Origin of the sequence: Propionicimonas sp. (assembly GCF_047606205.1) — a bacterium.
Classification (GTDB): Bacteria; Actinomycetota; Actinomycetes; order Propionibacteriales; family Propionibacteriaceae; genus Propionicimonas.
Genome location: NZ_JASGES010000006.1, coordinates 1 through 11,423, shown reverse-complemented (window position 1 = coordinate 11,423; position 11,423 = coordinate 1). Strand labels below are relative to the sequence as shown.

General features: G+C 66.1%; 10 protein-coding genes and 1 pseudogene. 6 read left to right on the top strand and 5 right to left on the bottom strand.

The window, feature by feature from the left end; all coding sequences use genetic code 11:
• Positions 1-48: 48 nt before the first annotated feature.
• A pseudogene (locus QM633_RS00360) lies at positions 49-342 on the bottom strand (type II toxin-antitoxin system RelE/ParE family toxin); the annotation flags it as partial.
• Between the two features lie 160 nt (positions 343-502).
• Here QM633_RS00360 and QM633_RS00355 point away from each other — a divergent pair.
• Both QM633_RS00355 and QM633_RS00350 read left to right on the top strand, forming a co-directional pair.
• Complete coding sequence (locus tag QM633_RS00355) at positions 503-670, top strand: hypothetical protein (RefSeq protein WP_415151733.1); 168 nt, start codon at positions 503-505, stop codon at positions 668-670.
• Between the two features lie 743 nt (positions 671-1,413).
• On the top strand, positions 1,414-2,523 hold the full coding sequence (locus QM633_RS00350; protein ID WP_415151732.1) for a hypothetical protein: 1,110 nt from the start codon (positions 1,414-1,416) through the stop codon (positions 2,521-2,523).
• Between the two features lie 135 nt (positions 2,524-2,658).
• Here the strand turns inward: QM633_RS00350 and QM633_RS00345 are convergent, their stop codons facing one another.
• The 4 genes from QM633_RS00345 to QM633_RS00330 all read right to left on the bottom strand — a co-directional run bounded on the left by QM633_RS00345 (position 2,659) and on the right by QM633_RS00330 (position 6,662).
• On the bottom strand, positions 2,659-5,007 hold the full coding sequence (locus tag QM633_RS00345; RefSeq protein WP_415151731.1) for a TOTE conflict system archaeo-eukaryotic primase domain-containing protein: 2,349 nt from the start codon (positions 5,005-5,007) through the stop codon (positions 2,659-2,661).
• Positions 5,008-5,079: 72 nt separating this feature from the next.
• Positions 5,080-5,382, bottom strand: coding sequence for an addiction module antidote protein (locus QM633_RS00340; RefSeq protein WP_415151730.1), 303 nt, complete (start codon positions 5,380-5,382; stop codon positions 5,080-5,082).
• The gene (locus QM633_RS00335) at positions 5,366-5,689 is read right to left on the bottom strand and encodes a type II toxin-antitoxin system RelE/ParE family toxin (protein WP_415151729.1); all 324 of its coding nucleotides are present in this window, start codon (positions 5,687-5,689) and stop codon (positions 5,366-5,368) included. The genes QM633_RS00340 and QM633_RS00335 overlap by 17 nt, the downstream gene beginning before the upstream one ends.
• Positions 5,690-6,221: 532 nt before the next feature.
• Positions 6,222-6,662, bottom strand: coding sequence for a MarR family winged helix-turn-helix transcriptional regulator (locus QM633_RS00330; protein ID WP_415151728.1), 441 nt, complete (start codon positions 6,660-6,662; stop codon positions 6,222-6,224).
• A 45-nt stretch (positions 6,663-6,707) separates the two neighbouring features.
• Here QM633_RS00330 and QM633_RS00325 point away from each other — a divergent pair, with 45 nt between their 5' ends.
• The 4 genes from QM633_RS00325 to QM633_RS00310 all read left to right on the top strand — a co-directional run.
• Positions 6,708-7,091, top strand: coding sequence for a VOC family protein (locus QM633_RS00325; RefSeq protein WP_415151727.1), 384 nt, complete (start codon positions 6,708-6,710; stop codon positions 7,089-7,091).
• 769 nt (positions 7,092-7,860) lie between these two features.
• On the top strand, positions 7,861-10,458 hold the full coding sequence (locus QM633_RS00320; protein ID WP_415151726.1) for an ATP-binding protein: 2,598 nt from the start codon (positions 7,861-7,863) through the stop codon (positions 10,456-10,458).
• 92 nt (positions 10,459-10,550) lie between these two features.
• Complete coding sequence (locus QM633_RS00315) at positions 10,551-10,823, top strand: DUF4242 domain-containing protein (protein ID WP_415151725.1); 273 nt, start codon at positions 10,551-10,553, stop codon at positions 10,821-10,823.
• 170 nt (positions 10,824-10,993) lie between these two features.
• Positions 10,994-11,423, top strand: a 430-nt coding sequence (locus QM633_RS00310) for a hypothetical protein (protein WP_415151724.1), incomplete at its 3' end; no start/stop codon positions are given.

Below are 11,423 nucleotides of genomic sequence, written 5' to 3'. Positions count from 1 at the left end.
TCGTCGATGCCGTCGAGGTAGTCGGCTGGGTCGAAGCGGGTGTACTTGTCAGCCTTGGTTGTCATCTCCATCCTCCTCGTGCCATTCGTCGGCGAGCTGGTGTGCCCGGTTGATGTCTGCTTGTTGGGTGGACTTGTCGCCGCCGCACAGCAGCAGGACAAGTTGGTCGCCGTCTTGTAGGTAGTAGACCCGGTAGCCCGGGCCGTAGGTCAGTCGGAGTTCCCAGACGCCACCGCCGACGGGTTTGGTGTCGCCGGGGTTGCCGTGGGCGAGTCGGTCGATCCGCTCGACGATCCGCAGGCGTGCCTGCCGGTCCTTGAGTTTCCTGAGCCATCGGTCGAAAAACCTGTGTTGTCAGGACCTCGACCATGTGTCGACTATAGCTGACACATGGTCGAGGTGGAAGGTCCGGAGTGCCTGGCTGGGTTCGGTCGTACGCTCGGTGGGTGGATGCCGATCGCCGCGAACTGCATCGCCTGGTTGACGCGCGCCGGACGACCAGGTGACGCTGATGCTCGCCGATCTGCGAAGCCGACTTCGCGCCGAGGTCGCCGAACGGCCTTGGCCGCCGGCCTTCTTCGGCATGGGGGTTGAGAAAGACGGACGCACCGATCTGTCCGAGCGCGTGGACGAGATCCTCGCCGCCGGCTTCGGAGCGCCACGGTCATGAACACCAGCGGACGTACATCGGTCGGGAAGCGGTGGCGAATCCTACCCCTCATCCGCCCCAGAAGGGCCGGCGCACGGTCAAAGAACTGCGCAAAACCCCTAGTGGGAGGCTATTTCGCTCGTGCCCCGCGGGAGGTTCAACTCCTCTCTCGCGCACCGTAAGGTGCCTCTGGCTAGGGGACACGCTGTCAATCGCGTAGAGGTATTGCACCTGTCAGCGTCGAACCTGAGAATGGCGAATCGCTCTGACAAGGCCTAACGCACCATTCTTCTGGGCTCCCAAGTGTTAGGCGCCTCGGTTGCGACAGCTTCCCGCTTAAGGAAGATGGTCTGACAAGCGGCTTTGCCCTCTGCGTCGGCTCGGTGAGTCCGCGAGAAGTTCGGCTGCCCCACGGCTGCCCCACGGGACAGAAGCCTCGAATCGTCGTCCCACTAGGGCTGGAGGCCGGCACGGCTGGACGTCTGCCCCACGTCTGCCCCACGGCCCGCCAGAAGGCCGCTGCCCCCTGCCGACGACGGCGCCCGATCACGATGTCGAATGCGTGATCGCAGCAACGTGTGCACCGCGGTGCCGAACGGGGCCTCTCGGAGCATGTGTACCTTGTCGACGCTTGGCCGGCACGGCACTAGCCTGTGGATGAGAACGGTGCGATTCCCGCCGCTGTTAGGAGCGTGGTGTCGAGTTTCTTCCTGCCAAGCGATTCGAGGAGTCGCGCACCGCGGATGGCTGGGGAGCCCTGTCATGTGTTCTTCGACCGAGTGGAAGGCCCGTTCTGGGATGAAGTCCGACAGGTCGCAGATGACTTCCTCAGCCACGTGCCGAAGCAGGCTCACAAGGACATCGTCGAGCGGTGGCGCTCCGGTGACGATGCCGCTGGGACCTCTGCGTGGTGGGAGGTGTATCTGCACGAATGGCTGATCAGGTCCGGTTTCGCTGTCCAGCTTCACGAAGTGCAATCGAACGGTCGAGCGCCTGACTTCAAAGCTGAACGAGACGGTTTGACGATCTACGTCGAGGCGACCGGTCCCGGGGTTTCACGCACGCAACGCGCCCAGGGCAACCGGCAAGAAGACCTGTACAAACAGCTCAACCAAGTAAGAAACGACAGATACTTCCTCTGGATCAAGCGCCTGGAGGTCGGCTCGGCTCCGATTCGATACAAAGGCTGGCGGGCCGCGGCCGAGCGGTGGTTGAACGACCTTGGCGACGGTGATCCCGAAGCGCCTGCCGAACCCCTCGTCCTGAAGGCCGACGGTTGGGTGGTCGAGTTGGCTGCGATGCCAAGACGAGCTCCTGCGGATCCCGACCTCGGCCCCCGGTCGATTGGGGTCTACCCGATGGAAGGTGGCGTCCGCGACGACGTTGCTGCTGCGAAGCGCCTTGTGGGGTCCAAGCGCACGGCCTACGGCGACCTCGACGGGCCCTTGGTCGTTGCTGCTTGGTGTCACGGGATCTTCTATAGACCGGACGAGTGGCGAGCTGCCCTGCTCGGATCAATCGTCTCCAGCTACACGGCGAACGGGACAATCGAGCCTGTCCGACGAGAGTACGACGGCCTGTGGGGCGGCCCCGGGGCATGGAAGGACACACACGTCGGAGGGATACTGATTGGGGTTGATCCCAGCCCTCACTCGATCACTCGCTCGATACCTCAGTGGTGGGCCCACCCTGCCGGCGGGCTTCAGGGCACGCAGATCAGTGCGTTCCTCGAGGCATATGTAGATGCGCCACACGCCGAGCTGGCTGCGTCGGCCTCCGTGACGCCGTCAGACTTCTTCGGTCTTTCTGATCCTTGGCCCGCAGTCGAGGATCCTTGGAGTCGCAGACGAGACCACGGGCAGCACGCGGAATGACCAGTCTGGCTCAGCTCTAGAAGGGCTGCAGGTCGCAGGCGTTGTATCAGTCAATGCGCAGCTATCGAACTGGACGATCCGCCTCACCGCGGACGGCGCAGCCACGGGCGGGTGCACCCAGCGACGGAGTGTCCGTCAGTCAGTGAACCCCATCTGTCGGTAGGCCACGCGGCGCCGGGAGTACTGGGCATTGAGGACGGGGACCCCTGTGTCGAGGTAGTCGTGGACGATCACGTGAGTCTTTCCTTCGTGTCGGCGCAGCGCGCGTCCAACTGCCTGGACGACGAGGCCGGGGTAGGAGATCGGTCCGACGAGGAAGACGGTGTCGATGATGGGCGCATCGAAACCCTCGCCGCCGTAGGGGACGGTCGTCATCACCAGGAGCGCATCTTCCGGATCAGTGTCCGCGATGCGCTCCCGGATCGCGGCAAGTTCTCTCGCGCCGGTGCCGCCGCGCATGATCAGGGCGTCGGCTTGCGGCAGGAGCGCGGCGAGTGCGGTGAGGTGGTCGCGGCGACGGGAGAGGACCAGGCACTTGCGTCCCTGTTCGAGGGCGGCCGCGATGTCGAGTGCGATCTGGTGGTTGCGATCCGTGTCGGCGGCGAGCAGACCGCCCAGTTGGGTGATCGCTCCGGGTTGGGCAAGGTCCAGGTCGGTAGCGCATCGGAAGGTGGTCTCATGCAGCTGCAGGTCGCGGTGTGGGCCGTTGTACGGCGTCACGAGGGTGGCTTGGCTCGGCAAGGTATCGGTGATGACGTGGCGGATCGGGCCGAGCTGCCAGTTGGTGACCTGCTCCAGACCGTCCTTCCGCTCTGGTGTTGCGGTGAGGCCGAGCCACCACGCTGCGCTGATCTGTGAAACGACGCTCTCGTAGGACCCGGCGGCGATGTGGTGGCACTCGTCGACGATGACCTGGCCGTAGCCAGCAGTCAGTTCTGCGATTTCGGTGGCGCTGAGGCGGGCCAGCGACTGCAGCAGCATGATGTCGACCTGTCCTCGGGTCTTGACCCGGCCGCCGCCGAGTTGTCCGGCTTTGATGCCGAGGAGGGTTCTGATCTGTTCTCGCCATTGCGCGGCCAGGGCGGTCTTGTTGATCAGGACGAGGGTGCTGACGGCGCGTTCGGCGATGATCGCGCACGCCATGACCGTCTTGCCTGAGCCGGTTGGCGCGTGCAGGATGCCGTCCTGATGAGCGAGCATCGTGTCCACAGCGGTAGTCTGACGAGCGTCGAGTTCTCCGAGGAAGGGCGCGTTGAGTTCGCTTCCCGGGCTCCGCTCGTCAACGCAGGCAAGCTCGCTTCCGGCTTGAGCGACAAGGGTCGCCGCTTGCTCGCGCAGGCCTCGCGGCAGGAGCAGGTCGCCGTTGACGGCGACGTCGAAGCCCTGGATGAACCGGGGGATGTTCCAGGTCGAGCGCCGGGCACGCTGTGCCTCGTAGAACCCGGGGTTGTGGATCGTGGCTGCGTGCCGGAGTGCCGCCGACAGTGCCGGCGGCAGGTCCTCGTCGCGGATCGTCAACCGGGAGCCCAGGGTTGCTCGCACCTGGGCTGGTGGTCGTGGTCGGACAGTGGTCGCAGGGGAGGCTTCTAGCTGGGTCACCTCAGGGCCGACGCTGATCCGGTCGCGTCGGCCGGCCGCGGTCACTTGGCGTGGGGTCATCCGGTCGAGGCGGGAGAGGTATTCCCACTGGTCTGGCCACGGCTCCCACGTGGCGAGGTCCACGAACAGCGTCGTGCGGCGTTCAGCGCGGCGCCGTCCGTTCAGGGGTGCGGCGATCAGGTTCCCCACGCCGGACGAGCCCACCGGGACGGTGTCCTGGTTCGGGAAGAGCCGGTCGTAGCTGGACAGCGGCATCGACCCGCGCAGCCCCATCGCGCGGTGAATGCAGGCCGTGCCCATCGCGCGGGCGTCGGCGGCGGGCACCGGGTCGGTGAAGAACGTCCACACGTGCGCCCCGCGTCCCGACTGTGAGATCTCAAGACCGCACGGCACCCCAAGCGACGCTGCAGCCTTCACATACGCGTGCGCATCCAACATCGCCTGGGGCCCGTCGAAGTCGGCGGCAAGCCACCAACAAGTCGCATCCGGCAGCAACGGATACAGGCCGATGAACAACTCAGTGTTGCTCAGATGACGGGCGATCACCTCGGCGGTCAACGGTAGGGGCCGACGGTCCCACAATGAGCCCTTGCCGAACTGATCGCGGGTGGCCGGCGACCAGCCCTTGGTTCTCTTCCGGGGATTCTCCCAGCGGTACGCGTAGACGTCGCGTCGAGCCGCGAACAGCTGCATGTAGAGAGCCAGCTTCGCCTCCGGTGGCGAGGCGTTCGTCACCAGACCTGGATCGACCGGGGCCAGCGTCGGCTGCTCGGGTGGCGGTTCGACTCCGTTGGTTATCCGGAGCAGGCTCCGCAGCCGCTGGTTCTCCGCACGAAGCTCGGCGAGTCGTCGCTCGAAACCGCTGAACCTGTCCGGTTCCGGCATCAGCCCGCACCGATCCATTCGATCCAGGCCGGGCGCGTGGCTTCTTCTGCAGTCACTCCGACGGCCCCGGGGTCAGGCCACTTCGTGAAGGGAGAGTCGCAGTCCGAGAGCGTTGGTGACCTTGAGGACGGTGGACCAGGTGGGGTTGCCGTCTGCGGAGAGCGCCTTGTACAGGCCGTCGCGGCTCATGCCGACCCGTCGGGCGAGTTCGCTCATGTTGCGGGAGCGGGCGATCACACCGAGGGCGCGGGGGACCGCGGTCGGGTCGTCTTCGGACTCCTCCAGGGCGATCTGAAGGTACGCGGCAGCGTCGTCGATGCCGTCGAGGTAATCGGCCGCATCGAAGCGGGTGTACTTGTCAGCCTTGGTTGTCATCACCGTCCTCCTTCTGTTGCCACTCGCCGGCGAGTTGGTGCGCTCGGTCGATATCTGCTTGCTGGGTCGACTTGTCTCCACCGCAGAGCAGCAGGATCAGGCTCCCGTTGTCCTGCAGGTAGTACATCCGGTAGCCCGGGCCGTAAGTCAGTCGCAGTTCCCACACGCCCTGGCCGACCGGTTTGGTGTCGCCGGGGTTGCCGTGGGCGAGCCGGTCGATCCGCTCCACGATCCGCAGCCGAGCCTGACGGTCCCTGAGCTTCCTGAGCCAGCGGTCGAAGACCTGTGTCGTCAGGACCTCGACCATGTGTCGACTATAACTGACAGATCTATCGGAGGGAAGTGCTACAAGGAGTCGGGGACGGCGGGCTTGCGCTCGAAGCGCCGATGCTGATCGGCGCGAATCGCACGAACTGATTGACTCGCTCCCAGACGATCAGGTTCCTTGGTTCCTGGCGTTCTCCGAGATCGGCTCTGTGGCCAGGTCCGCGAGCGCCGTTTGGCGCGGGCTTTCTTGGGATTTGGAAAAGACCGCGGCAGGTGCCCGGCGAAATCGGCGTGACCAGCTGACCCACATCTGCCCCACGGAGCTAGCCAGGTATAAGCAAGAACTGTGCATAATGCCTAGTGAGGGGCGTATTCATTCACGGTCCGAGGGAGGTTCAACTCCTCTCTCGCGCACTCAATGAGCGATGTTGTAACCCGGGCCTGAAGAAACAGGTCTTGGGTCGCAGCACCGCTCTTGTCATTGGTAGGCGTGTGGTTCTCAGCCCGCGCGATGGCCTGCTGCGTGGTCGCGTCGTCGAGGAGCGTGGCGAATGGCGCGGAGCCTGGCTCTGTCAACCAGAGAGCAATGCCCTGTGGCACGTCTCGAGCAGATCATGAAGATTCGATCGTTGCTTGGCGTCAAGATTTTCTGTCATTCTTTCAACAACCCCGCTGACAGCAGCACTCGCTTCGGCCAAGAGGTCCTCGGCCCGAGTGGCGGGCATTGCGGAGCGCTCTCTGCGTGGCCCCGGTTGTTCGGCGCGATCCACCAGTCCCATCTTCTCTAGCCCCTGCAGCATCACGTTCATCGACTGGCGCGACACGAAGCTGCGCCTGGCAAGTTCGGAACTCGTGATCCCTGGCTCATCGGACAGGTTGCGCAGGCAAGCGTACTGGGCAACGGTCAGACCGAGGGGCCGGAGAACTTCATCCATGCGCTGGTTGAGTACCGCCTGGGTCGCCTTGATGAGCACGCCGAGCTCTTCGGGAGTGGGGGTCAACACCGCTTTCATGTCAGCATCTTGACACAGCGGCACTCAATGTGTCAACATATTGACATGACTGATTTGCATGCCCGCACGCACGGCCCTGACTTCGTATCGTTCCAGGTACGAGACCTTCAGGCATCAACAGACTTCTACGAGAACACAATCGGACTGACACGAGTGCCCGCACCGAACCCCGAGGCGGCTGTCTTCACGAACGGCTCGGTCTCCTTCGCTGTCAGGACACCATTGCCCGGCGTCGACCTCGATACCCTCGGACAGCTCGGCGCTGGCATCGGCGTGTGGTTCCAGAGCGACGACACCATTGCCGTGCACCAGAAACTAGTCGATGCCGGAGTGACGATCGTGCAGGAACCATTCGCAGGGCCGTTCGGCACCACGTTCTCATTCCGGGATCTTGATGGGTACGTCGTCACGATCCACGACAAGGCATGACAGGCTCAACAATCACACTGCCCTGGCCGCCCGGGTGCTCCCTGGCGGCCAGCAGTCGTTTCGTGATGGACTTCCCCGCAAGCCAGGGCGGTGAAGCGGCACCGGCACCGAACCTCGCATTCGCGTTCGATCAAGCCGGGCAACAGGCCGGCGTGCGAGTCACCCAACACCGGGTGTGAGCGCCTCGGTGACTTCGCTGAGGTCGCGCGCGTTCACCTGTGCCCATCGTTGCTCGTTCACAGTGGGTTGATTGAGGAACGTGGAGCGTGTGCGGACGGTGCGCATCCCCTCTTCCGGTCGATAGCCGAGTCGCGGAGTACCGACTTCCGCAGCCAGGCTCCAGACAGCCTGGAAGCCGCTCGGCACCCACGAACAGGTCGATCACCGTGGCGTAGGCGTCTCGGGCCAGCCGCTCGGCCAGGAACAGGTCAGGGTTCACCGCCGAGATGCCGACACTGGCGAGCCCACGGGAGGTTCAACTCCTCTCGCGCGCACCGTAAAGTGCCTTTGACTACGGCAAATGCATCTTCAAGCGGCGATCTTGGGCCCGAATCCCTCTCCATCTGGCATGGATGATGGGTCGCTTCGGCCTCAGATTCGGCCGTCGCCCACAAAACGCCGGCCTTCTCGCCGAATCTTGGTGACCCGGGTACCGGCCGGGCATACCCCGAGCGCGACGGTCGCACCATCTCCCCCACCTTCTGGGGCTCCATCGAACCGGGCACGATTCACATCTGGACGAGCGGGAAGGTCCTTCTACGATGGGGCGATGGCGCTGCTGGAGCGTGATACCGAGCTCACGGAGATCTCGGACTTGCTGCGCATGGCAGCTGAGGCCGAGGTTCACCGGCCGCGTAGTTCGGTCGTGCTCGTTGCTGGTGAGGCGGGGATGGGCAAGTCGGCCTTGTTGCGTGCTGCGGCCGCTACGGCCCAGGAGATCGGGGCGGACGTGTGGTGGGGCGCTTGCGATGCCCTTTCGACACCTCGCACGCTGGGCCCGTTCGTCGACATCGCCGAGGTCGAGGGAGTCGGCGAACTGATCGTCGCGGGCAACCTCTATGTCCGGCTGGCCGGACTCCTTCGGCGCCTGCGGGAACGTGACAAGCCCCTCCTGCTCGTGATCGAGGACGCGCACTGGGCGGATGCGGCCACTCGGGACGCGCTCACCTACCTGGGACGCCGCATCAATGACACAAGGGCTGTACTGGCTGTCAGCTTCCGCGATGACGAGGTCGATCCGCAGCATCCGTTGCGTCCGGTGCTCGGCCAGCTCGTGGCTCAAGGAGCGACGCGACTCGAACTGTCTGGACTCTCGCCGCAGGCTGTGGGCGCACTGGTCGGCGAGCGGCGTGATGCCGCGGCTGTGCACCGGGTCACGAAAGGGAATCCGTTCTATGTCACCGAGCTCGCGGCGACGGACGGCGACCTGCCCGCCACCGTCGCTGATGCGGTGCTTGCCCGGGCTTTCGATCTCCCACCGCAGTCCCGGGCAGCACTCGACGTCGCCAGCCTGCTCCCGGACGGGGCGGAGCTCGATCTGGTGCGGGATGTCGCCTCCGCCGACAGCGCTGCGATCGACCGCCTGCTGCACCGAGGACTCCTCGTCGGAGGTGCCGGGGGGCGCCTCATGTTTCGTCACGAGATCGCCCGCCTGGCGATCCGGGATGCGGTGCCGGGTGGGATCGCGCAGGAACTGCACGGCAGGATTCTGGGGTGGCTGCGGCGACGGCCCACTGCGGATCCCGCACGCGTGATGCACCACGCCGTCGCCGCCGGCGACGAGGCAGCGGTGCGCGACTTCGCTCCCGTCGCGGCGGCGAAGGCGTCGGCGGCCGGCTCGCATCGGGAGGCGGCGAAGCACTGGGAGACCCTGCTCGCGCAGGTCCCGGACCTGGAGCCGCGTCGCCGGGCGGAAACGCTGCAGGCTCTCGCCGACGAGCTCGCGACGTGGGCGGGGGACGTCCGCACAGCCGAGGTGCGGCGACAGGCGCTGGCGGTCTGGGAGGAGGTCGGCGACAGGGCGAAGATCGGCACCCTCCGCGGCCTGATCGCGCTACGCCGCAACAGTGCCGACGGGCTGGCTGACGCGGAGGCGGCCGTCGCGTACTGCGAAGCGAACGCGACCGGGGCGCCGCTCGCCCTCGCCCGGGCCGCCCTGGCCTTCGACCACATGCTGGCCCGCAGAAACCGCGAGGCCGTCGAGATCGCCGAGCAGGCCGTCGCCGAGGCCGAGATGATCGGCGACGCGTCGGCGCTCGGGATGGCGCTCAACGCGCTCGGCTCGGCGATGTTCTTCATCGATCCCGACCGCGCGCTCGGGCCGCTGACGCGTTCCTACGAGATCGGCGTGTCCGCCGGGGACGATCACATCGCGGCACGCGCGATGCTCAACATCGGATCTGCCGCCGGCGAAGCGCGCGCTTACGCGATCGCCGTGCCGTGGCTGGATCGGATGATCGCCTGGTCTACCGACCGCGATCTCGACCAGTCGCGCGACTACTGCCTGGCCTGGAAAGCGCGAATCCGGCTCGAGCAGGGACGGTGGAGCGAAGCGGACACGCTCCTGGAACGACTGTCCGCGACGGACGACCTGATCAGCCGCATCGTCGCTACGACGGTGCTCGCCCGCCTGAGAGTCCGTCGCGGCGACCCCCTCGGCACGGCGCTCGAGGACGCCGGGCGGCTCGCCGAGCAGGTCGGTCACCTGCAGCGCACCTGGCCCGCCGCCGCGGCTCGAGCGGAGTGGCTGTGGGTGCACGGACGGGAGCGAGAGATCCCGGCGGTCGTCGAGCCGGCGTTCGCGGCGGCGAAAGAGGTCGGCTTCGACTGGCCGATCGGAGAGCTCGGCGGCTGGCTGGTGCGGGTCGGCGAGCTCAGCACCGAGGATCTGAGGATGGCGCTGGCAGCTGTCCCGGGCACCGCCGACCCATACCGCCGGCAGTTCGCAGGCGACACCTCCGGCGCGCTCGCAGCCTGGGAGCTGCTCGGCTGCCCGTTCGAGGCCGCGATGACCAAGCTTGACTCCGACGACAACGCTCTACGGGCGGAGGCCGTGGGCGAGCTGCGACGCCTGGGGGCCCGAGCGTTCGCCGATGCGGCCGCCCGCCGCCTCCGCATTGACGGCGTGACGCACATTCCGCGTGGCGTCCGCCCTCGCACTCTCAACGACCCTGACGGTCTCACCGTTCGCGAAGGCGAGGTGCTGGCGTTGCTCGCGGAGGGAAGGACGAACGCGGAGATCGCCAGCCGCCTCCATCTCTCCGTGAAGACAGCGGGCCACCACGTCTCCGCGATCCTCGCAAAGCTTGGCGCCCGGACCCGCACCGAAGCCGCCGCGATCGCCCGAGAGCGGGCGGGCGCAAGTTAGGGAGAACGCCCTATACCGCGGGCATCGCCGGTCACCCAGGCTTGATGCAGCGGGTCGGCAGGGAGCCGACCACCGAGCCAAAGGAGCATGACATGCCTCGCTACCTGGTCGAAAGGACCTTCCCGGAAGGTCTGGAAATCCCCACGAACAACGACGGCGCAACCGCGCTGATGGGCGTCGTCGGCAACAACGCCAACGAAGGCGTCACGTGGGTCCACTCCTACGTCAGCAAGGACAAGAAGACGACCTACTGCATCTACGACGGCCCGACCCCGGAGGCTGTCCGGATCACAGCGAAGAAGAACTCGCTGCCGATCGACTCCATCACCGAGGTCGAAGTCCTCGACCCGTACTTCTATCACTGACGCGAGCGGAGCCCGACCAGCCTGGGTCGGTTGCTGAAGCGAGCCGGCCACCGTCGTGGACGCCACCGACCTGGCCGATGCCGGCTCTCCGCGGCACGACCGTTGTGGCGCTCTCGTTGGCGCTCAGCCCTGGTTGCTCGCTGCTGCGCACCCCACCGAAAGGAGTTCCAATGATTGCGCCACGCTTGTTCACGATCCAGCGGGCAGACCGGGGCCAGCTGTCCACGATGGCGGCGCCGCGCGCAGGCGGGTGCCTGCAGGAGGAGGTGCGGGCCGTCAGGTTCATGGGCGTCGACACACTGGTCAGCATGCTCACCGAGCAGGAGAACGGGGAACTCGACCTGGTCGACGAGGCCGAGGCGGCTACGGAAGCCGAGTTGCGGTACGCCACACTTCCGACGCCTGATCGCGAAACGCCTGCCGAGGACCCAACCAGGGCGCTCGCGCGAATGCTGGCCGATGACCTGCATGCAGGCCACGGTGTCGCCATTCACTGTCGTGCCGGCATCGGCAGGTCCTCCGTACTGGCAGCGGCTGTGCTCCAACTCGAAGGCGTACCGGCCGACGAAGCCTGGAATCTCATCTCCCACGCACGGGGAC

Excerpts from the sequence above, each read along its gene's own strand:
- QM633_RS00335 (WP_415151729.1), bottom strand. The coding sequence starts at position 5,689 with ATGGTCGAGGTCCTGACGACACAGGTCTTCGACCGCTGGCTCAGGAAG.
- QM633_RS00330 (WP_415151728.1), bottom strand. The coding sequence starts at position 6,662 with ATGAAAGCGGTGTTGACCCCCACTCCCGAAGAGCTCGGCGTGCTCATC.
- QM633_RS00340 (WP_415151730.1), bottom strand. The coding sequence starts at position 5,382 with ATGACAACCAAGGCTGACAAGTACACCCGCTTCGATGCGGCCGATTAC.
- QM633_RS00315 (WP_415151725.1), top strand. The coding sequence starts at position 10,551 with ATGCCTCGCTACCTGGTCGAAAGGACCTTCCCGGAAGGTCTGGAAATC.
- QM633_RS00345 (WP_415151731.1), bottom strand. The coding sequence starts at position 5,007 with ATGCCGGAACCGGACAGGTTCAGCGGTTTCGAGCGACGACTCGCCGAG.
- QM633_RS00325 (WP_415151727.1), top strand. The coding sequence starts at position 6,708 with ATGACTGATTTGCATGCCCGCACGCACGGCCCTGACTTCGTATCGTTC.
- QM633_RS00320 (WP_415151726.1), top strand. The coding sequence starts at position 7,861 with ATGGCGCTGCTGGAGCGTGATACCGAGCTCACGGAGATCTCGGACTTG.